The organism is Pseudomonas sp. PDM14, from assembly GCF_014851905.1.
Lineage (GTDB): Bacteria > Pseudomonadota > Gammaproteobacteria > Pseudomonadales > Pseudomonadaceae > Aquipseudomonas.
The window spans coordinates 397,135-418,009 of sequence record NZ_JACVAQ010000002.1 but is presented as its reverse complement, the minus strand read 5'-3'; the positions used below and the strand labels follow the sequence as shown (position 1 = coordinate 418,009).

Genomic DNA, 20,875 nt, shown 5'->3' with positions numbered 1-20,875 from the left:
GCGCATAAAAAACCCGGGCAGTGCCCGGGTCATTCAACCCCGAAGGGCGAGGGGTAAGGCTCAAGCCTGTTTGGGGATGGACCAGTTCTTCTCCAGCTCGCGGCACGCGTGCTGGATCATGCCTTCGGTGATCGGAACTTCACGACCCTGGGCATCGATGATCGAGCCACCCACCGGCTGCTGCGGCTTCAACGCAACGACACGGTGACGGTTGGAACTGTTGTCATTCAAGCTCATAGCCTGTCTCCTCATCAGGTGGTGCGCGCAGTCTAAGACGGTTATATGAACGCGCGGTGACAGTCCTGGGCGCCAAAAAAGCGCCAAAAATTCAGGGCCGAAACCAGGTTTAGCAGTCATCGTGCCAAACGCTCGCCATCGTTCGGTCCTGAAAAAAGTGACCGTGACGAGCTGCAGGTGTTCAACCGTTGAACGGCACAATCGACTGAGTGGCAACTGTTGGGCAAAATCAGCCGCCTGCCAATCAGACCTTGTATGTAGACAGTCAGGGCCTACCGGCCTAGTACCGCTTCAGGAGAACGCATGAGCGCCTTTCACATGGGCCTGATCATCAACCCGCTCGCCGGCCTCGGTGGCACCGCTGCGCTCAAGGGCAGCGATGGCGTGGCCGAGCAGGCCCTGGCCTTGGGCGCCGAACCGCGCGCCGCCGAGCGCACGCGCATCGCCTTGCAATGCCTGCTGCCGTTGGCCGAGCGCTTGGAGTTCCTGACCTTTCCCGGCGCCATGGGCGCTGACCTGCTCGCCGAACTGGGGTTCGCCCATCGCGTGCTCGGCAGCCTGGGCGACGGCCCGACCAGCGCCGCTGACACTCGCCGCGCGGTCGAGGCGTTGCAGGACGCTGATTGCGCGCTGCTGCTGTTCGCCGGCGGCGACGGCACCGCGCGGGACGTTTGCGCCGCGGTGCGCGAGGGCCAGCCGGTGCTGGGCATTCCGGCCGGGGTGAAGATCCATTCCGGGGTCTACGCCATCAGCCCGCGGGCGGCCGGTGCCATGGCCCGGCGCCTGGTCGAGGGCGGCCTGGTGCGTCTGGCCAGTGGCGAGGTGCGCGACATCGACGAAGCCGCGCTGCGCGAGGGCAAGGTCAGCGCGCGCTGGTACGGCGAGCTGACGGTGCCCGAGGAAGGCGACTTCATGCAGCACGTCAAACAGGCGGGCGTGGAGTCCGAAGAGCTGGTGCTGGTGGACATCGCCGACTGGCTGCGCAACGTCTGGGAAGACGACGTGCGCTACGTGTTCGGCCCCGGCTCGACGCTGCAGGGCCTGGCCGACAACCTCGGCCTGCAGACCACCTTGCTCGGCGTCGACGTGATCGAGAACGGCGAAGTGATCGCCCGCGACGTCACCGAGCAGCAGCTGTTCGAGCTGGTCGACGGCCACCCGAGCCGCCTGCTGGTCACCGCCATCGGCGGCCAGGGCCACATCATCGGCCGCGGCAACCAGCAGATCAGCCCTCGTGTGCTGCGCGCCATCGGCCTGGACCATCTGCGCGTGGTCGCCACCAAGCGCAAGCTCGGCACCCTCGAAGGCCGCGCGTTGCTGGTCGACAGCGGCGACCCGGCCCTCGACGACGCCTTCCCGGATGCCGTGCGGGTATGGGCCGGGTATAAGGAAGAGTTGCTGTATCCCGTGCGCGGGAGCGTTTGAACCAGCCATCACGATCAGGAGAACAGGCCATGCAGCAGGGACGTTGTTTGTGCGGTGGGATACGGTTTCAGATCGCGGGCGAGCTGGCGCCGATCCAGCTCTGCCACTGCGGCCAGTGCCGCCAGGCTCAGGGCGGGGCGTTCGCCAGCAATATTCCGGTCGCCGAGGGCGCCTTCCAGCTGCTCGCAGGGGCGGAGCTGCTGCAGCCTTACGAGTCCTCGCCAGGCAAGCAGCGGGTGTTCTGTCGCCAGTGCGGCTCGCCGGTATTCAGCCGTCATGTGCAGGTTCCCGGTGTGCTGCGTGTACGCGCCGGGCTGCTCGAGGGTGAGCTGAAAACGCGGCCGATCGCGCATTCCTTCGTCGCGTCCAAGGCCAACTGGTGGACGCTGGACGATGAACTGCCACGCTACGCCGAGCGGCAGGAGTAAAGCGATGCGCCATCTGATTCTCGCCCTGATCCTGCTCGTCGCCGGGCCCGCATGCGCCCAGGCGATCCAGCCCGAGCAGCTGATCAGCGCCGCGCGCAGCCAGGTCGGCGTGACGCTGAGCTACGACCCGGTCTACCGGCGTATCGATTACCCCGGTGGCGACGTGCCGCTGGCCACCGGCGTGTGCACGGATGTGGTCATCCGCGCATTGCGCCCCCAGGGGCTGGACCTGCAGAAAACGGTGCACGAAGACATGCGCGGGCATTTCTCGGCGTACCCGAAGAACTGGGGGCTGCGCAGCACCGACCGCAACATCGACCACCGCCGCGTGCCGAACCTGATGACCTGGTTCCGCCGCCAGGGCATGGCGCAGGCGATCAGCGACGAGGCCGGCGCCTACCGCGCTGGCGATATCGTCACCTGGGATCTGGGCCGCGGCCTGACCCATATCGGCATCGTCTCCGACCAGCGCAGCGCCGCCGGCGTCCCCCTGGTGCTGCACAACATCGGCCGCGGCACGCAGGAGGAAGACATCCTGTTCCGCTTCACCATCATCGGCCACTACCGTTTCCCCGCGTCCTGACAGGAGCCCGCATGAGCGCCTACGACCTGCCACCGTTCACCCAGCCGGGCGACCGCGTGGTGCTCTTTGACGGTGTTTGCAAACTGTGCAATGGCTGGGCGACGTTTCTCATCCGCCACGACCGTGCGCAGCGTTTCAGGCTGGCGTCGGTGCAGTCGAGCGAAGGCCAGGCAATCCTCCAGCACTTCGGCTTGCCCACCGAGCGCTTCGACACCATGGCCTATGTCGAGAACGGCGTGCTGTTCGTGCGCTCCGACGCGGTGCTGCGCGTCGTCGCCCAGCTGCCGGCGCCGTGGCGCTGGGCCGCGTTGTTGCGTGTGCTGCCGCGCGCGCTGCGCGACTGGGCCTACGACCGCATCGCCCTGAATCGCTACCGGCTGTTCGGCCGCTACGACAGTTGCCTGTTGCCGTCCGCCGACCACGCCGGGCGCTTCCTGCACGATTGAGGCGGCTTGATGTTGCGCGCTATCGCCCCCATCTGCTGCTGAGGCCGACCGTCGTCATGCAGTAGGCTGAAGCGGTCGGCTCGCGAGCCCGATCTGGTCCCATTCCTGGGCTGCGGCCCATCTGCGAGTGCCCCATGCTTTCGATCCTGTCCTCCCGCCAGCGCAACGCCCTGCGCATGGCCGGGCGTTTCGTCGCGCCGTACCGCTGGCGGGTGATCGGCGCCTTGCTGGCGCTGCTGTTCACTGCGGCCATCACCCTGTCGATGGGGCAGGGCATCCGGCTGCTGGTCGACCAGGGCCTGGCGACCCAGTCGCAGGAGGCGCTCAACCACTCCATCGGGCTGTTCTTCGTGCTGGTACTGGCGCTGGCGTTCGGCACGTTCAGCCGCTTCTACCTGGTCTCGTGGATTGGCGAGCGCTTCGTCGCGGATATCCGCAAGCGCGTGTTCAACCACCTGATCGAGCTGCACCCGGGCTTCTACGAGAGCAATCGTGCCTCGGAAATCCAGTCACGGCTGACCGCCGATACCACCCTGCTGCAGACGGTGATCGGCTCCTCGCTGTCGATGGCCCTGCGCAACATCATCATGATGCTCGGCGGCATCGTCCTGCTGTTCATCACCAACCCCAAGCTCAGCGCCATCGTCATCGTCGCGCTGCCGCTGGTGGTGGCGCCGATCCTGATCTTTGGCCGCCGCGTGCGTGCGCTGTCGCGGCAGAGCCAGGACCGCGTGGCGGACGTCGGCAGCTACGTCGGCGAGACGCTTGGCCAGATCAAGACGGTGCAGGCGTACAACCACCAGGCCCAGGACAAGGCCCGTTTCGGCCAGACCGCCGAGGCTGCCTTCGACACCGCGCGCAAGCGCATCAAGCAGCGCGCCTGGCTGGTCACCGTGGTGATCATCCTAGTGCTCGGCGCGGTCGGGGTGATGCTCTGGGTCGGCGGCATGGATGTGATCGCCGGGCGGATTTCCGGTGGTGACCTGGCCGCCTTCGTCTTCTACAGCCTGATCGTCGGCATGGCCTTCGGCGCCATCAGCGAGGTGATCGGCGAGCTGCAGAGCGCCGCCGGTGCCGCCGAGCGCATTGCCGAGCTGTTGCAGACGCGCAGCATCATCACCGCGCCGAGCGAGGGCCTGTTGCACTTGCCGCAGCGGGTCAGCGGCGCGCTGGAACTCGACGCCGTACGCTTCTCCTATCCCTCGCGGCCCGAGCATTTCGCCATCGATGGCATCAGCCTGCAGGTACGTCCGGGGGAAACTCTGGCCCTGGTCGGCCCGTCCGGTGCCGGCAAGTCGACGCTGTTCGATCTGCTGCTGCGTTTCTTCGACCCGCAGGAAGGTCAGCTGCGGGTCGACGGCCTGCCCATCGATCAGCTCGACCCCGCCGATCTGCGCCGCAGCTTCGCCCTGGTGTCGCAGAACCCGGCGCTGTTCTTCGGCACCGTCGAGGACAACCTGCGCTACGGCAAGCCCGACGCCACCCAGGCCGAGGTCGAGGCTGCGGCCCGCGCCGCGCACGCCCACGAATTCATCCTGCGTCTGCCGCAGGGCTACCAGACTCACCTGGGCGACGCCGGCCTCGGCTTGTCCGGCGGCCAGCGCCAGCGCCTGGCGATTGCCCGCGCGCTGCTGGTAGATGCCCCGATCCTGCTGCTCGACGAGGCCACCAGCGCCCTCGATGCGGAAAGCGAGCACCTGATCCAGCAGGCCCTGCCGACGCTGATGCAGGGTCGCACCACGCTGGTGATCGCCCATCGCCTGGCCACGGTGAAGAGCGCCGATCGCATCGCCGTGATCGAACACGGCAAGCTGGTGGCCATCGGCACGCACGGCGAACTGGTGGCGAGTAACCCGCTGTATGCGCGGCTGGCCGAACTGCAATTCAACAACGACGAGGAATGAGCGTGGCGGAAAGGGATTTCGGCGTGGTGGTGCTCGGTGGCTACGGCAACTTCGGCACGGTGATCGTGCGCCGCCTGTGCGCCATGCCTGGCATGCGTGTGTGGGTGGCCGGGCGTGACCGGCGCAAAGCGGAGGCGCTGGCCCGGGAGACGGGCGCCGAGGTGTTGGTGCTGGACATGAACAGCGCCGAGCTGAGCGAGCGCCTGCGCGAAACCGGCGCCCGCATGCTGATTTCCACGGCCGGGCCATTTCAGGGGCAGGACTATCGGGTCGCCAAGGCCGCCATCGCCGCGGGCCTGCACTACGCCGACCTGGCCGATGCGCGGCAGTTCGTCTGCGCCATCGGCGAGCTGGATGTGGTGGCGCGTGAGGCCGGCGTGCTGGTCTGCGCCGGTGCCAGCTCGGTGCCGGCGCTTGCCGCGGCGGTGATCGACAGCCTGCTGCCGCGTTTCTCGCGGCTCGACGAGATCTGGCATGGCATCAGCTCGTCGGAGAAGACCCCGGGCGTTTCGACCCTCGCCGCGGTGCTCGACTACTGCGGCAAGCCGCTGAGCCAGTGGCGCGAGGGGCGTTGGCAGACCGTGCACGGCTGGCAGGATCTCAGCCCACACGACTTTGCCGCACCGCTGGGACGGCGCTGGGTGGGCAACTGCGATATTCCCGATCTCGAACTGTTCCCCGCGCGCTACCCCGCTGTGCGCAGCGTGCGATTTTCGGCAGGCGTGGGCTTGCGCGTGACCCAGTTCGGCACCTGGCTGTTGTCCTGGCTGGTGCGCGGCGGCCTGCTGCGCAGTGGCGTGCCGCTGGCCGGCTTCCTGCGCCGTGGCGCGGTGATGCTCGAACCCTTCGGCAATGGCCTCTCCGGCATGTTCGTACGCCTGCGTGGGCTGGACCAGGCCGGGCAGGCGCAGACCCTCTGCTGGGAACTGCAGGCATTGCACAACGATGGCCCCAACATCCCGTGCATGGCCGCCGTGGCCCTGGCGCGCAAGCTGGCGGCAGGCAGTCTGGAGGCGCGCGGGGCGATGCCCTGCGTCGGCCTGCTAACGCTCGACGACTACCTGGCCGAGCTAGACGGGTTGGCGATCAGCAGCGCGCTGCGCACGCTGTGATCGGTCCCGGACTCTGAGGCAAGGCTCACGTAGGGCGCGCCCTAAGAGACGGGGCATAGCCCGTCGCGGGCGGTTCTGTCTAGTGAGCCGGGCCCTTCGGTTTGATGGTCGCCGCCGCACCGGCCGAGGCGAGGATGATCGCGCCGATCGCCAGCCATTGATGGGTGGTCAGCTTCTCACTGAGGAACAGCAGGCCGGACAGCGCGGCAATCGCCGGCTCCATGCTCATCAGGATGCTGAAGGTGCGCGCCGGCAGGCGGGTCAGGGCGACCATTTCCAGCGAGTAGGGCAGCGCCGAGGACATCACGGCCACGGCCAATGCCACTGGCAACAGGTCTACTGAGAACAGCGCACCGCCAGCGCTGTACAGACCCACTGGAATCACCAGCAGCGCCGCGACGATGGTGCCCAGCGCCACGGTGTGGGTGCCATGCTCGGCACCGGCCTTCTGGCCGAAGACGATGTACAGCGCCCAGCACAGCCCCGCAGCCAGGGCCAGGGCCATGCCCAGCGGGTCAAGGTGCGCTTCGGATTGCTGGGTGGGCAGCAGCAGCCACAGGCCGAACACAGCCAGAGCGATCCAGACGAAATCCAGCAGGCGCCGCGACGACAGCAGCGCCAGGGCCAGCGGACCGGTGAACTCCAGGGCCACGGCGATGCCCAGCGGGATGGTCTTCAGCGACATGTAGAACATCAGGTTCATTCCGCCCAGCGCCAGGCCGTAACCGAGCAGCGAGCGGCACGAGGCCAGCGTCAGGCGTGCACGCCACGGGCGCATGATCAGAGTCAGGATGAGTGCGCCGAGGGTCAGGCGCAGTGCCGTGGTGCCCTCGGGGCCCACCAGCGGGAACAGGCTTTTCGCCAGCGAGGCGCCGCTCTGGATGGACACCATCGCCACCAGCAGCAGGGCAATGGGCAGGATGATCAGGCTGAACGAGTTGGAACGAGGCATTCAAGGTAATTCCATGAGCCCGTCTGCGCGGGTTCTTGAATAAAAAAACCGGCCACCTGGGCCGGTTTCTCTGACGCCGCAGTGATCAGCGATATTCGCAGAGGTACGCGGTGTCGACGGCCACTTGCAGTTGGAACTTGCTGTCGGCCGGTACGGTGAACTTGCTGCCGGCGGCGAAGGTTTCCCAGTTCTCGCTGCCCGGCAGCTTGACGGTCAGGGCGCCAGCGACGACGTGCATGACTTCCAGTTGGCTGGTACCGAACTCGTATTCACCCGGTGCCATCACGCCGATGGTGGCCGGGCCTTCGCTCATGGCGAAACCGATGGATTTGACGGTGCCGTCGAAGTACTCGTTGACCTTGAACATGCGGGTTTCCTCGAGGGGTTAAAAAGGTCGGCCAGTATGCCCAAGGGTTGTCCGGGCGTCATCCGCTTTGCGGGGATTACGCGGCAAAGATCAGCGGCAGCAAGCGGGCGGTGTTGCGCGCGTCTTCGAGCGCGCGGTGCTGCTGGCCACTGAAGGACAGGCCGGCCATCTGCAGGGCCGTGGTCAGGCTGACCGGGCGCGTCAGTTGCCGGGCTTCGGAAAAGCGCTGCTTCAGGTTGCTGTGCGGCAAATGTTCCAGGCAACTGTGCAGGTCATGTTGCTGCCAGTCCTGATACAACTGTTGGCGGTCGTAGTCGCCCCAGCTGGCCCAGCCGACCAGGCGGGGCTGATGGGTAAGAATCCAGCGTTCGAACTGCGGCCATACTTCACTCAACGGCGCGGCGCTGTCGACGCTGGCCTGGCTGATATGGGTGAGTTCGCGGCAGAAGGTGGTCAGGCACGGCCGACGTAACGGGCGGACGAAGCGCTGGAAATGATCGACCTCGCGGCCTTCGCCATTCACCAGGCTGGCGCCGATTTCGATGATTTCCATTTCGCTCACTGGCCAGCCACCTTCTTCGGTGGTGGCTTCCAGGTCGATTACCAGCCAATGCGGCATAAGCCCTCCGTTGCATCCGGGGCAGTATGGTGCGCCTTGCTCGCCCCGGCAAACCCCGTGTTAGGCTGTTTCAACGATGAATTCAGGAGGTGTGTGATGGCTAAGGTGGCGTTTATCGGCCTGGGCGTGATGGGTTTCCACATGGCCGGGCATCTGGCCTGTGAAGGTCATGAGGTGTGCGTATACAACCGCTCGCCAGCCAAGGTGCAGCTGTGGCTGGACGAATTTGCCGGCGAGTCCGCCGCCACGCCGCGCGAAGTGGCGCAGGGCGCCGAGTTCGTGATGACCTGCGTGGGCAACGATGACGACCTGCGCAGCGTGTTGCTCGGCGCCGATGGTGCATTCGCCGGCATGGCACCAGGCAGCGTGCTGGTCGACCACACCACCGCCTCGGCGAATGTGGCGCGTGAGCTGGCGACGCTGGCTGCCGAGCGTGAGCTGGGCTTTCTCGATGCGCCGGTATCCGGCGGCCAGGCCGGTGCCGAAAACGGCATGCTCACGGTGATGGTGGGCGGCGACAAGGCCTTCTACGACCGTGCCGAACCGGTAATCGACGCCTACGCCAAGATGATCAAGCTTATGGGTCCGGTGGGCAGTGGCCAGCTGACCAAGATGGTCAACCAGATCTGCATCGGTGGTGTGGTCCAAGGCCTGGCCGAGGCGCTGCATTTCGCCCAGTGCGCCGGTCTCGACGGCCATGCGGCGATGGAGGTGATCAGCAAGGGCGCTGCGCAGTCCTGGCAGCTGGAGAATCGCCACCAGACCATGCTCGAGGGCAAGTTCGATTTCGGCTTTGCCGTGGACTGGATGCGCAAGGACCTGGGCATCCTGCTGGACGAAGCTCGGCGCAATGGCGCGCAGCTGCCGGTCACTGCGCTGGTCGACCAGTTCTACGCCGACGTGCAGGCCTTGGGCGGCAACCGCTGGGACACCTCCAGCCTGATCGCCCGTCTCAAGCAGACCAAATCCTGACGGTCTGGCGTCAGGGCTGACGCAATCGGCCCGGTCGTGCGATGCGGCCGGGCTGTCGAGGCGCGGTGCCAGCGGCTAGAATCGCCGCCGTTCAATTCGAGAGTGGCCTCCCATGCAATGCCGTGCAGGGTGCGGTGCCTGCTGCATCGCGCCGTCAATCAGTTCGCCGATTCCCGGACTCCCCGGCGGTAAGCCCGCTGGGGAACGTTGTCTGCATTTGACGCTCGAAAACCTGTGCGCGATCTTCACGCACCCGCAGCGTCCGGCCGTGTGTTCCGGCTTCGGTGCGGACCTGGAGGTCTGTGGCGACAGCCGTGAGGACGCCATCCGCCTGCTGGGTTGGCTCGAGCAGGCGACGGCTTAGTGAGTTCTCGCCCGTACGGTTCGTGCGGGCCTTTTCCTTCCAAGGAGCAATGATGGTTTCGTTGAGTCGAGTGACCGCGATCTGCGGCCTGGGCGTGCTGGTACTGACGGGCACCGCGCAGGCAGAGGACTGGCAGCTGGCCAAGGACGAGGATGGTATCCGTGTCTACCTCAGTGCCGTGCCCGGTTCCAAGTACAAGGCCTACAAGGGGGTGGTCACGATCAAGAGTGACGTGGCCAAGCTGCGCGAGCTGCAGGAGGATGTCACAGGCTCCTGCGCTTGGATCCATGCCTGTGCCGAGCAGAAGCTGCTCAAGCGCGAAGGCGAGCAGAGCTGGGTCTACACCCGTTTCAAGATGCCGTGGCCGGTCACGGCGCGGGATTCGATCCTGCACGTGACCTCGAGCGAAGGCGCCGATGGCAGCCTGACCCGTACACTGGAAGGCGTGCCGACTTACCAGCCGGAAGACAAGGATTACGTGCGCGTCAGCAGCGTGAAGGGTTCGTGGGTCTTCGTGCCCAAGGCTGCCGGCGAAGTAGAGGTGACCTACCAGCTGCACACCGAGCCGGGTGGTAGCGTGCCGTCGCTGCTGGCCAACAGTTTCGTGGTGGACGCGCCGTTCAATACCCTGAAAAGCATGCGTGACAAGGCCGAAGGGAATTGAGCCAGTCGCCGCGGGAATGAAAAAAGGCTGCCAATTGGCAGCCTTTTTTGTGTGCGCAATGCTTACTTGCGCTTGTCCAGCGGTTCGATATCGCGCTGGGTGTAACCGGTGTACAGCTGGCGCGGGCGGCCGATCTTGTACGGGCTGGAGAGCATTTCTTTCCAGTGCGAAATCCAGCCGACGGTACGCGCCAGGGCGAAGATCACGGTGAACATGCTGGTCGGAATGCCGATCGCCTTGAGGATGATCCCCGAGTAGAAGTCGACGTTCGGGTACAGGTTGCGTTCCTTGAAGTACGGATCGGTCAGGGCGATCTCTTCCAGGCGCATGGCCAGTTCCAGCTGTGGATCGTTGGTGATGCCCAGCTCGCCGAGGACCTCGTCGCAGGTCTGCTTCATCACGGTGGCGCGCGGGTCGCGGTTCTTGTAGACGCGGTGGCCGAAGCCCATCAGTTTGAACGGATCGTTCTTGTCCTTCGCCTTGGCGATGAACGTGTCGATGTTCTCGACGCTGCCGATCTCGTCCAGCATGCTCAGTACGGCTTCGTTGGCGCCGCCATGAGCCGGGCCCCACAGCGCGGCGATGCCGGCAGCGATACAGGCGAACGGGTTGGCACCGGACGAACCGGCCAGGCGTACGGTGGAAGTCGACGCGTTCTGCTCATGGTCGGCGTGGAGGACGAAGATGCGGTCCATCGCCTTGGCCAGTACCGGGCTGATCGGTTTGATCTCGCACGGGGTGTTGAACATCATGTGCAGGAAGTTTTCCGCGTAGTTCAGGTCGTTACGCGGGTACATCATCGGCTGACCCATGGAGTACTTGTAGGTCATGGCCGCGATGGTCGGCATCTTGGCGATCAGGCGCATGGCCGAAACTTCGCGGTGATGCGGATTATTGATGTCCAGAGAGTCGTGGTAGAAGGCGGAGAGGGCGCCGACCACGCCGCACATGATCGCCATCGGGTGGGCGTCGCGGCGGAAGCCGTTGAAGAAGCTCTTCAACTGCTCGTGAACCATGGTGTGGTTCTTGATGATGCTGACGAAGGTGGCTTTCTGTTCGACGGTGGGCAGTTCGCCATTCAGCAGCAGGTAGCAGGTTTCCAGGTAGTCGGACTGCTCTGCCAGCTGCTCGATCGGATAGCCACGGTGCAGCAGGACACCCTTGTCGCCGTCGATGTAGGTGATTTTCGACTCGCAAGAGGCGGTCGACATAAAGCCAGGATCAAAGGTGAAGCGACCCGTGGCGGTTAGGCCCCGTACGTCAACTACATCGGGACCAACTGTGCCGGTCAGAACGGGCAGCTCTACGGGGGCATTGCCCTCGATGATCAACTGCGCTTTTTTGTCAGCCATGTTCGGCCTCCTGTTTATGCTTGAAATCATCAGAAGCCCCCCACGCAGGGCCCGGGACACTATAGAGACATAAATTCGAATGTCAATTTGCCGTAAGCCAGATGGCAGAGGGGTTTCAGCCCTGTTTGGCAATGCTGGAAGTTGCGCTAATACGTCATTTATTACAGTCGCGCAATCCGCTTTTAGCGAGGGTCTTTACGTTGTCATTAGTTACCTAACTGTCTATACTCTGCGCCCGGCCGCCAGGGGCTTTAGGGCCTGCATTTTGGCGGTTGGCACTCCCTTGGTGAGGGGTACCTGACCAGTGCACTTCCCGACAACTTGCCCTGTTTGTTAGGGGCCTCTAGTGTGAAAAAAGCCGTGAATAGCCAACGACCTGTAAACCTAGATCTCAGGACAATCAAACTCCCGATCACCGCTTATACGTCCATTCTGCACCGCATTTCCGGTGTCATCCTCTTTGTCGGTCTTGCCGTGCTGCTGTTCGCGCTCGACAAGTCGCTGGCGTCCGAGGAAGGCTTTGCAGACGTTAAAGCATGCCTGACCAGCCCTCTGGCCAAGTTGATCGTTTGGGGTCTGTTGTCCGCACTGCTGTATCACCTGGTGGCAGGTATCCGCCACCTCGTCATGGACTCGGGAGTCGGTGAGTCGCTGGAAGGCGGCAAACTGGGCTCGAAAATCGTCATCGCCGTTTCTGCGGTCGTGATCGTACTGGCGGGGGTGTGGATATGGTAACCAACGTTACGAACTTCTCGCGTTCGGGCCTCTATGACTGGATGGCTCAGCGTGTGTCTGCGGTCGTTCTCGCGGCGTATTTCATTTTCCTGATCGGCTTCCTCGTGGTGAACCCGGGCCTCGGCTACGCCGAATGGCACGCTCTGTTCGCTCACACAGCGATGCGTATCTTCAGTCTGCTGGCCCTGGTGGCCCTCGGCGTACACGCCTGGGTCGGCATGTGGACCATTTCCACCGACTACCTGACGCCGATGGCGCTGGGCAAGTGGGCGACTGTCGTGCGTTTCCTGTTCCAGGCTGTCTGCGGTATCGCGATGTTTGCGTACTTCGTCTGGGGCGTACAGATTCTCTGGGGTGTCTGATCCATGGCTAGCATTCGTACTCTCTCCTATGACGCCATCATCGTTGGTGGTGGTGGCGCCGGCATGCGTGCCGCGCTGCAACTGGCCCAGGGCGGCCACAAGACTGCTGTAGTAACCAAGGTCTTCCCGACCCGTTCGCACACCGTATCCGCCCAGGGCGGCATTACCTGCGCCATTGCGTCGGCCGACCCGAACGACGATTGGCGCTGGCACATGTACGACACCGTCAAGGGTTCCGACTACATCGGCGACCAGGACGCGATCGAATACATGTGTTCCGTTGGCCCGGAGGCCGTGTTCGAACTCGAACACATGGGCCTGCCGTTCTCCCGTACCGAACAAGGCCGTATCTACCAGCGTCCGTTCGGTGGTCAGTCCAAGGGCCCGGATAATCCGTCCGTCCAGGCTGCCCGTACCTGCGCCGCTGCCGACCGTACCGGTCACGCACTGCTGCACACCCTGTACCAGGCCAACCTGAAGGCCGGCACTTCGTTCCTCAACGAGTGGTACGCCGTGGACCTGGTGAAGAACCAGGACGGCGCGGTAGTCGGCGTCATCGCCATCTGCATCGAAACCGGTGAAACCGTCTACATCCGCTCCAAGGCCGTGGTTCTGGCCACCGGCGGTGCCGGTCGCATTTACTCCTCGACCACCAACGCCCTGATCAATACCGGCGACGGCGTGGGCATGGCCCTGCGTGCCGGCGTGCCGGTGCAGGACATCGAGATGTGGCAGTTCCACCCGACCGGCATCGCTGGCGCGGGTGTACTGGTCACAGAAGGTTGCCGTGGTGAGGGTGGTTACCTGATCAACGCCCATGGCGAGCGCTTCATGGAGCGTTACGCGCCGAACGCCAAAGACCTGGCCGGCCGCGACGTCGTTGCGCGGTCCATGGTCAAGGAAGTGATCGCCGGCAACGGCTGTGGCCCGGACAAGGACCACGTGCTGCTGAAGCTCGACCACCTCGGCGAAGAAGTACTGCACAGTCGCCTGCCAGGCATCTGTGAACTGTCCAAGACCTTCGCTCACGTCGACCCGGTCCTCGCGCCGGTTCCAGTGATCCCGACCTGCCACTACATGATGGGCGGCGTTGCCACCAACATTCATGGCCAGGCCATCACCCAGGACGCCAACGGCAATGACAAGATCATCGACGGTCTGTTCGCCGTAGGTGAAGTAGCCTGCGTATCGGTGCACGGTGCCAACCGTCTGGGCGGCAACTCGCTGCTCGACCTGGTGGTATTCGGCCGCGCCGCTGGCCTGCACCTGGAAAAAGCGCTGAAAGAAGGCGTGGAAGTCCGTGGTGCCAGCGAAACCGACATCGAGCTGTCGCTCAAGCGTCTGTCCGGCGTCAACGAGCGCAGCAGCGGCGAAGACGTGGCTCCGCTGCGTAAAGAGCTGCAGGCCTGCATGCAGAACTACTTCGGCGTATTCCGTACCGGCGAATACATGAAGAAGGGCATCGCCCAACTGGCCGATCTGCGCGAGCGTATCGCTACCGTCAAGATTGCCGACAAGAGCCAGGCCTTCAACACCGCGCGTATCGAAGCGCTGGAGCTGCAGAACCTGCTCGAAGTGGCCGAGGCTACTGCGATCGCGGCGGATACTCGTACCGAGTCCCGTGGTGCGCATGCTCGCGAAGACTACGAAGATCGTGATGACACCGATTGGCTGTGCCACTCCCTGTACTTCCCAGGCGAGAAGCGTGTTTCCAAGCGTGCTGTCAACTTCGCGCCGAAGACCGTTCCGGCGTTTGAACCTAAGATTCGTACTTATTAAGGGTGGCTGATATGTCGTCGCTAGCCAAAACTTTGAAAGTCAGCGTTTATCGCTACAACCCGGAACAGGATGCTGCGCCGTTCATGCAGGACTTCGACGTCACCATCGACGGCAAAGACCTGATGGTGCTGGACGTACTGGCCCTGATCAAGGAACAGGACGAGGGTTTCTCCTACCGTCGTTCCTGCCGTGAAGGCGTATGCGGTTCCGATGGCATGAACATCAGTGGCAAGAACGGCCTGGCCTGTGTCACGCCGATCTCCACCGTGGTCAAGGGCAACAAGCTGGTGATTCGCCCGCTGCCAGGCCTGCCGGTCATTCGTGACTTGGTTGTCGATATGAGCATCTTCTACAAGCAGTACGAGAAGGTGCAGCCTTTCCTGCAGAACGACACGCCTGCCCCGGCGATCGAGCGTCTGCAGACTCCGGAAGAGCGCGAGAAGCTGGACGGTCTGTACGAGTGCATCCTGTGCGCCTGCTGCTCCACCAGCTGCCCGTCCTTCTGGTGGAACCCTGACAAGTTCCTCGGTCCTGCTGCACTGCTGCAAGCCTACCGTTTCCTGGCCGACAGCCGTGACACCAAGACTGCCGAGCGCCTGGCCTCGCTGGACGATCCGTTCAGTGTGTTCCGTTGCCGCGGCATCATGAACTGCGTGAACGTCTGCCCGAAGGGTCTGAACCCGACCAAGGCAATCGGCCACGTGCGGAACATGCTGCTGCAAAGCGGTACCTGATTTACGTTGCACCTGCGACATCGGCGTAACTCCGGTGTCGCAGTAAAACTCGAGCCGTCGCTCACAAAGCTTTGGCTCTTACTTGAAAAGAAATGACGACCAGCAGGGGCATCCGGGCTGGTGCCCGGACTATCTGCGGGATCCGTAGTGGCTTACCAGTCGCTGCTTCAGGACTTTGAGCCTCAATACGGCCTCCACGCCGGTGGTGTCCCCTTACCGAGGGTGACCAAGCATGCAAGAAAGCGTGATGCAGCGCATGTGGGACAGTGCCCACCTATCCGGTGGTAACGCTGCCTATGTGGAAGAGCTCTATGAGCTCTACCTGCACGATCCCAACGCTGTGCCAGAAGAGTGGCGCACCTATTTTCAGAAACTGCCGGCTGACGGGAATTCCGCCACCGACGTTTCGCACTCCACCGTCCGCGATCATTTCGTGCTGCTGGCCAAGAACCAGCGTCGTGCTCAACCGGTGTCCGCCGGGAGCGTGAGCAGTGAGCACGAGAAGAAGCAGGTGGAAGTCCTGCGTCTGATCCAGGCATACCGCATGCGTGGCCACCAGGCTGCGACGCTCGACCCGTTGGGTCTGTGGCAGCGTCCGGCTCCGGCTGACCTGGCGATCAACCATTACGGTCTGACCAACGCCGATCTCGATACCACTTTCCGTACCGGTGAGCTTTACATCGGCAAGGAAGAGGCGACTCTACGGGAAATTCACGAAGCGCTGCAGCAGACATATTGCCGCACCATTGGCGCCGAATTCACCCATATCGTCGATTCCGAGCAGCGCAAGTGGTTCCAGCAGCGTCTGGAAAGCGTGCGTGGCCGCCCGGCGTTCTCCGCCGAAGTGCAGAGCCACCTGCTCGAGCGTCTCACCGCCGCCGAAGGTCTGGAAAAATACCTGGGCACCAAGTACCCAGGCACCAAACGCTTTGGTCTGGAAGGGGGCGAGAGCCTGATTCCGCTGCTGGATGAAATCATTCAGCGCTCCGGCGCCTACGGCACCCAGGAAATCGTCATCGGCATGGCCCACCGTGGTCGTCTGAACGTACTGGTCAACACCTTCGGCAAGAACCCGCGCGACCTCTTCGACGAATTCGAAGGCAAGAAGGTCGAGGGCCTGAGCTCCGGCGACGTCAAATACCACCAGGGCTTCTCGTCCAACGTGATGACCACTGGCGGCGAAGTTCACCTGGCGCTGGCGTTCAACCCGTCTCACCTGGAGATCGTCTCTCCGGTGGTCGAAGGTTCCGTGCGTGCCCGTCAGGATCGGCGCAACGACCCGACCGGCGACAAGGTTCTGCCGATCTCCCTGCATGGCGACGCTGCATTCGCTGGCCAGGGTGTGGTCATGGAAACCTTCCAGATGTCGCAGACCCGCGGCTACAAGACTGGCGGCACCATCCACATCGTCATCAACAACCAGGTGGGTTTCACCACCAGCCGTCCGGAAGACTCGCGCTCCACCGAGTACTGCACCGACGTGGCGAAGATGATCCAGGCGCCGATCTTCCATGTGAATGGCGACGACCCGGAAGCCGTGTTGTTCGTTACCCAGCTGGCCGTCGACTACCGCATGCAGTTCAAGCGTGACGTAGTCATCGACCTGGTCTGCTACCGCCGCCGCGGTCACAACGAGGCCGACGAGCCAAGTGGCACGCAGCCGCTGATGTATCAGCAAATCGCCAAACAGCGCACCACCCGTGAGCTGTACGCGGAAAACCTGATGCAGTCCGGTCGTCTCGACAACGAACGCATCCAGGCCAAGATCGACGAGTACCGCAACGCGCTGGACAACGGTCAGCACGTGGTAAAAAGCCTGGTCAAGGAGCCGAACAAGGAGCTGTTCGTCGACTGGCGTCCGTACCTGGGCCATGCCTGGACCGCGCGTCACGACACCCGCTTCGAGCTCAAGACCCTGCAGGATCTGGCCGGCAAACTGCTGGAGTTTCCTGAAGGTCTGGTGCTCCAGCGCCAGGTGGCCAAGGTGCTGGAAGACCGGGTCAAGATGACCGCCGGTGCCATGCCGATCAACTGGGGCTACGCCGAGAACCTGGCTTACGCCACACTGCTGTTCGAAGGCCACCCGGTGCGTATCACCGGTCAGGACGTTGGCCGCGGTACCTTCTCGCACCGCCATGCGGCGCTGCACAACCAGAAGGACGCGACCACCTACCTGCCGTTGCAGAACCTGTACAAGGGCCAACCGAAGTTCGACCTGTACGACTCCTTCCTTTCCGAGGAAGCGGTACTGGCTTTCGAGTACGGCTACTCGACCACTGTGCCGAACGCACTGGTGATCTGGGAGGCCCAGTTCGGCGACTTCGCCAACGGTGCCCAGGTAGTGTTCGACCAGTTCATCTCCAGCGGTGAGCACAAGTGGGGTCGTCTGTGCGGCCTGACCATGCTGCTGCCGCACGGTTATGAAGGGCAGGGCCCGGAGCACAGCTCTGCGCGTCTGGAGCGTTACCTGCAACTGTGCGCCGAGCACAACATGCAGGTGGCGGTGCCGACCACCCCGGCGCAGATCTATCACCTGCTGCGTCGCCAGGTCATTCGCCCGCTGCGTAAACCATTGGTCGTATTGACGCCGAAGTCCCTGCTGCGGCATCCATTGGCCATCTCGACCCTGGAAGATCTGGCTGAAGGTTCGTTCCAGACCGTCATCGGTGAAATCGATCAGATCGATCCGAAGAAAGTCGAACGCGTCGTACTGTGCAGTGGCAAGGTCTACTACGACCTGCTCGCCAAGCGCCGTGCCGAAGGTCGCGAGGACATCGCCATCGTGCGCATCGAGCAGCTCTATCCGTTCCCGGAAGAGGACCTGGCCGAAGCCCTGGCGCCGTACAAGAACCTCAAGCACATCGTCTGGTGTCAGGAAGAGCCGATGAACCAGGGCGCCTGGTACTGCAGCCAGCACCACATGCGACGTGTCGCTTCGGCGCACAAGAAGGCGTTGTTCCTCGAGTACGCAGGCCGCGATGCATCCGCCGCGCCGGCATGCGGTTATGCCTCGTTGCACGCCGAACAGCAGGAAAAACTGCTGCAAGACGCCTTTACTGTTTAACGCCTTCGACCAGAAGAAACCGAATTTAAGGAACCACAGACAATGGCTATCGAGATCAAAGCCCCGACTTTCCCCGAATCGGTTGCCGACGGTACCGTCGCAACCTGGCACAAGAAGCCGGGTGATGCCGTCAAGCGCGATGAGCTGATCGTCGACATCGAAACCGACAAGGTCGTGATGGAAGTGCTTGCCGAAGCTGACGGCGTCCTCGCCGAGATCGTCAAGAACGAAGGCGACACCGTCCTGTCCGGCGAACTGCTGGGCAAACTCGGTGCGCCAGGTGCCGCCGCTGCTGCTCCGGCCGCTGCCGCTGCGCCGGCTGCCGCACCTGCCGCCGCCGCTCCGGCTGCTGCTGGCGATGACGACGCGATCCTGTCGCCTGCTGCGCGCAAAATCGCGGAAGAGGGTGGTATCGACCCGAACAGCATCACCGGCACCGGCAAAGGTGGTCGTGTGACCAAGGAAGACGCTGTCGCTGCCGTTGCTGCCAAGAAAGCTGCGCCGGCCGCTGCTGCCAAGCCGGCCGCTCCGGCTGCCGAGGCTCCGGTGTTCGCCGGGGGGGATCGCACCGAGAAGCGCGTGCCGATGACCCGTGTACGCGCCACCGTGGCCAAGCGTCTGGTCGAAGCCCAGTCGAACATGGCCATGCTGACCACCTTCAACGAAGTCGACATGACCGAAGTCATGGCCCTGCGTTCGAAGTACAAGGACCTGTTCGAGAAGACCCACAACGGCGTGCGCCTGGGCTTCATGTCGTTCTTCGTCAAGGCGTCCGTCGAGGCGCTGAAGCGCTTCCCGGCGGTCAACGCCTCGATCGACGGCACCGATATCGTCTACCACGGTTACCAGGACATCGGCGTTGCCGTATCCAGCGACCGCGGCCTGGTGGTCCCGGTTCTGCGCAATGCCGAGCTGATGAGCCTGGCCGAAGTCGAAGGCGGCATCGCCACCTTCGGCAAGAAGGCGCGTGACGGCAAGCTGTCGATCGACGAGATGACGGGTGGCACCTTCACCATCACCAACGGCGGCACCTTCGGCTCGATGATGTCGACCCCGATCGTCAACCCGCCGCAAGCCGCAATCCTCGGCATGCACAACATCCTTCAGCGCCCGATGGCCGTCAACGGTCAGGTCGTCATCCGCCCGATGATGTACCTGGCGCTGTCCTACGATCACCGTCTGATCGACGGCAAGGAAGCCGTGAGCTTCCTGGTGACCATCAAGAACCTGCTGGAAGACCCGGCTCGTCTGCTGCTGGACATCTGATCACGCTGTGCGCGCGGCGGTCCTCACGAGGGGCCGCCCGGTTTTATCCGAAAAGGAACGAGTTATGACCCAGAAATTCGACGTGGTAGTGATTGGCGCGGGCCCAGGGGGCTACGTAGCCGCTATCAAGGCCGCGCAACTTGGTCTGAAGACCGCCTGCATCGAGAAGTACCTGGACAAGGACGGCAAGGTCGCCCTGGGCGGTACCTGCCTGAACGTGGGTTGCATCCCGTCCAAGGCACTGCTGGACAGCTCCTACAAGTACCATGAGGCCCACGAAGGCTTCAAAATCCATGGCATCGAAGCCAAGGGCGTCACCATGGACGTACCGGCCATGGTTGCGCGCAAGAACACCATCATCAAGAACCTGACTGGCGGCGTCGCCGGCCTGTTCAAGTCCAACGGTGTGACCCTGCTGGAAGGCCACGGCAAGCTGCTGTCCGGCAAGAAAGTCGAAGTCACCGGTCTGGACGGCAAGACCCAGATCGTCGAAGCCGGCAACGTGATCCTCGCCTCGGGCTCGCGCCCGGTCGACATCCCGCCGGCTCCGGTGGACCAGGACGTCATCGTCGACTCCACCGGCGCCCTGGAATTCCAGGCCGTGCCGAAGAAGCTGGGCGTCATCGGTGCTGGCGTGATCGGCCTCGAGCTGGGCTCCGTCTGGGCTCGCCTGGGTGCTGAAGTCACCGTACTGGAAGCCCTGGACAAGTTCCTCCCGGCTGCCGACGACCAGGTTTCCAAGGAAGCCATGAAGGTCCTCACCAAGCAGGGTCTGAACATTCGCCTGGGCGCACGCGTCACCGGCAGCGAAGTGAAGAAGAAGCAGGTGACTGTGACTTTCACCGACGCCCAGGGCGAGCAGAAGCAGGTGTTCGACAAGCTGATCGTGGCTGTCGGCCGTCGCCCGGTGACCACCGAGTTGCTGGCTGCCGATAGCGGCGTGAACCTGGACGAGCGTGGCTTCATCTTCGTCGATGACTACTGCGAAACCAGCGTGCCGGGCGTTTACGCCATCGGCGACGTGGTCCGTGGCGCGATGCTCGCGCACAAGGCCTCGGAAGAGGGCATCGTGGTTGCCGAGCGCATCGCCGGCCACAAGGCCCAGATGAACTACGACCTGATCCCGTCCGTGATCTACACCCACCCGGAAATCGCCTGGGTCGGCAAGACCGAGCAGAGCCTGAAGGCCGAAGGCGTTGAAATCAACGTCGGTACCTTCCCGTTCGCTGCCAGCGGTCGCGCCATGGCGGCCAATGACACCGCCGGTTTCGTCAAGGTCATCGCCGATGCCAAGACCGACCGCGTCCTGGGCGTCCACGTGATTGGCCCAAGCGCTGCGGAACTGGTCCAGCAGGGCGCCATCGGCATGGAGTTCGGCACCAGCGCCGAAGACCTGGGCATGATGGTGTTCTCGCACCCGACCCTGTCCGAAGCCCTGCACGAAGCAGCGCTGGCGGTGAATGGCCACGCCATCCACATCGCCAACCGCAAGAAGCGCTAAGGCTCGATA

General features: G+C 63.6%; 21 protein-coding genes. 16 read left to right on the top strand and 5 right to left on the bottom strand.

Annotated features, from left to right (window positions below; genetic code table 11):
- Positions 1 to 60: 60 nt before the first annotated feature.
- Complete coding sequence (locus IB229_RS14590; protein WP_192330181.1) at positions 61 to 237, bottom strand: PA1571 family protein; 177 nt, start codon at positions 235 to 237, stop codon at positions 61 to 63.
- A gap of 303 nt (positions 238 to 540) precedes the next feature.
- Here IB229_RS14590 and IB229_RS14585 point away from each other — a divergent pair, with 303 nt between their 5' ends.
- From IB229_RS14585 to IB229_RS14560, 6 genes are all read left to right on the top strand, one after another.
- Positions 541 to 1,662, top strand: a complete 1,122-nt coding sequence (locus IB229_RS14585; RefSeq protein ID WP_192330179.1) for an ATP-NAD kinase family protein — start codon at positions 541 to 543, stop codon at positions 1,660 to 1,662.
- Between the two features lie 29 nt (positions 1,663 to 1,691).
- Positions 1,692 to 2,090, top strand: coding sequence for a GFA family protein (locus IB229_RS14580; RefSeq protein WP_192330177.1), 399 nt, complete (start codon positions 1,692 to 1,694; stop codon positions 2,088 to 2,090).
- A gap of 4 nt (positions 2,091 to 2,094) precedes the next feature.
- Positions 2,095 to 2,673, top strand: coding sequence for a DUF1287 domain-containing protein (locus IB229_RS14575; RefSeq protein ID WP_192330175.1), 579 nt, complete (start codon positions 2,095 to 2,097; stop codon positions 2,671 to 2,673).
- 11 nt (positions 2,674 to 2,684) lie between these two features.
- The gene (locus tag IB229_RS14570) at positions 2,685 to 3,119 is read left to right on the top strand and encodes a thiol-disulfide oxidoreductase DCC family protein (RefSeq protein ID WP_192330173.1); all 435 of its coding nucleotides are present in this window, start codon (positions 2,685 to 2,687) and stop codon (positions 3,117 to 3,119) included.
- Between the two features lie 134 nt (positions 3,120 to 3,253).
- A complete protein-coding gene (locus tag IB229_RS14565; RefSeq protein WP_192330171.1) occupies positions 3,254 to 5,023 on the top strand; it encodes an ABC transporter transmembrane domain-containing protein in 1,770 nt (589 codons plus the stop codon).
- Positions 5,020 to 6,135, top strand: a complete 1,116-nt coding sequence (locus tag IB229_RS14560) for a saccharopine dehydrogenase family protein (protein ID WP_192330162.1) — start codon at positions 5,020 to 5,022, stop codon at positions 6,133 to 6,135. Before IB229_RS14565 ends, IB229_RS14560 begins: the two co-directional genes overlap by 4 nt.
- A gap of 79 nt (positions 6,136 to 6,214) precedes the next feature.
- Here the strand turns inward: IB229_RS14560 and rhtA are convergent, their stop codons facing one another.
- The 3 genes from rhtA to IB229_RS14545 all read right to left on the bottom strand — a co-directional run bounded on the left by rhtA (position 6,215) and on the right by IB229_RS14545 (position 8,073).
- A complete protein-coding gene (gene rhtA / locus IB229_RS14555) occupies positions 6,215 to 7,087 on the bottom strand; it encodes a threonine/homoserine exporter RhtA (protein ID WP_192330160.1) in 873 nt (290 codons plus the stop codon).
- Between the two features lie 85 nt (positions 7,088 to 7,172).
- Positions 7,173 to 7,454, bottom strand: a complete 282-nt coding sequence (locus IB229_RS14550) for a pyrimidine/purine nucleoside phosphorylase (RefSeq protein WP_192330158.1) — start codon at positions 7,452 to 7,454, stop codon at positions 7,173 to 7,175.
- Between the two features lie 76 nt (positions 7,455 to 7,530).
- Positions 7,531 to 8,073, bottom strand: coding sequence for an exonuclease domain-containing protein (locus IB229_RS14545; protein ID WP_192330156.1), 543 nt, complete (start codon positions 8,071 to 8,073; stop codon positions 7,531 to 7,533).
- A gap of 96 nt (positions 8,074 to 8,169) precedes the next feature.
- Between IB229_RS14545 and IB229_RS14540 the strand changes: the two genes are divergently transcribed.
- The 3 genes from IB229_RS14540 to IB229_RS14530 all read left to right on the top strand — a co-directional run bounded on the left by IB229_RS14540 (position 8,170) and on the right by IB229_RS14530 (position 10,073).
- On the top strand, positions 8,170 to 9,045 hold the full coding sequence (locus IB229_RS14540; protein ID WP_192330154.1) for an NAD(P)-dependent oxidoreductase: 876 nt from the start codon (positions 8,170 to 8,172) through the stop codon (positions 9,043 to 9,045).
- Positions 9,046 to 9,157: 112 nt separating this feature from the next.
- Positions 9,158 to 9,409 (top strand): YkgJ family cysteine cluster protein, encoded by a 252-nt coding sequence (locus IB229_RS14535; RefSeq protein ID WP_192330152.1) that lies wholly within the window; start codon positions 9,158 to 9,160, stop codon positions 9,407 to 9,409.
- 52 nt (positions 9,410 to 9,461) lie between these two features.
- On the top strand, positions 9,462 to 10,073 hold the full coding sequence (locus tag IB229_RS14530; protein ID WP_192330150.1) for an START domain-containing protein: 612 nt from the start codon (positions 9,462 to 9,464) through the stop codon (positions 10,071 to 10,073).
- A gap of 62 nt (positions 10,074 to 10,135) precedes the next feature.
- Here the strand turns inward: IB229_RS14530 and gltA are convergent, their stop codons facing one another.
- On the bottom strand, positions 10,136 to 11,425 hold the full coding sequence (gltA, locus tag IB229_RS14525) for a citrate synthase (protein WP_192330148.1): 1,290 nt from the start codon (positions 11,423 to 11,425) through the stop codon (positions 10,136 to 10,138).
- A 348-nt stretch (positions 11,426 to 11,773) separates the two neighbouring features.
- On the opposite strand from gltA, the gene sdhC reads away from it, so the two are divergent.
- The 7 genes from sdhC to lpdA all read left to right on the top strand — a co-directional run bounded on the left by sdhC (position 11,774) and on the right by lpdA (position 20,866).
- Positions 11,774 to 12,160: a succinate dehydrogenase, cytochrome b556 subunit gene (gene sdhC, locus IB229_RS14520; RefSeq protein ID WP_192330147.1), complete on the top strand. Its 387-nt coding sequence runs from the start codon at positions 11,774 to 11,776 to the stop codon at positions 12,158 to 12,160.
- Positions 12,154 to 12,522: a succinate dehydrogenase, hydrophobic membrane anchor protein gene (gene sdhD / locus IB229_RS14515; RefSeq protein WP_192330145.1), complete on the top strand. Its 369-nt coding sequence runs from the start codon at positions 12,154 to 12,156 to the stop codon at positions 12,520 to 12,522. Before sdhC ends, sdhD begins: the two co-directional genes overlap by 7 nt.
- Positions 12,523 to 12,525: 3 nt before the next feature.
- Positions 12,526 to 14,301: a succinate dehydrogenase flavoprotein subunit gene (sdhA, locus tag IB229_RS14510; protein WP_192330143.1), complete on the top strand. Its 1,776-nt coding sequence runs from the start codon at positions 12,526 to 12,528 to the stop codon at positions 14,299 to 14,301.
- A gap of 11 nt (positions 14,302 to 14,312) precedes the next feature.
- Positions 14,313 to 15,035, top strand: coding sequence for a succinate dehydrogenase iron-sulfur subunit (locus IB229_RS14505; protein WP_192330141.1), 723 nt, complete (start codon positions 14,313 to 14,315; stop codon positions 15,033 to 15,035).
- A gap of 232 nt (positions 15,036 to 15,267) precedes the next feature.
- A complete protein-coding gene (locus tag IB229_RS14500; RefSeq protein WP_192330139.1) occupies positions 15,268 to 18,099 on the top strand; it encodes a 2-oxoglutarate dehydrogenase E1 component in 2,832 nt (943 codons plus the stop codon).
- 42 nt (positions 18,100 to 18,141) lie between these two features.
- On the top strand, positions 18,142 to 19,365 hold the full coding sequence (odhB, locus tag IB229_RS14495) for a 2-oxoglutarate dehydrogenase complex dihydrolipoyllysine-residue succinyltransferase (RefSeq protein WP_192330137.1): 1,224 nt from the start codon (positions 18,142 to 18,144) through the stop codon (positions 19,363 to 19,365).
- A 64-nt stretch (positions 19,366 to 19,429) separates the two neighbouring features.
- A complete protein-coding gene (gene lpdA, locus IB229_RS14490) occupies positions 19,430 to 20,866 on the top strand; it encodes a dihydrolipoyl dehydrogenase (RefSeq protein ID WP_192330135.1) in 1,437 nt (478 codons plus the stop codon).
- Positions 20,867 to 20,875: the final 9 nt, after the last annotated feature.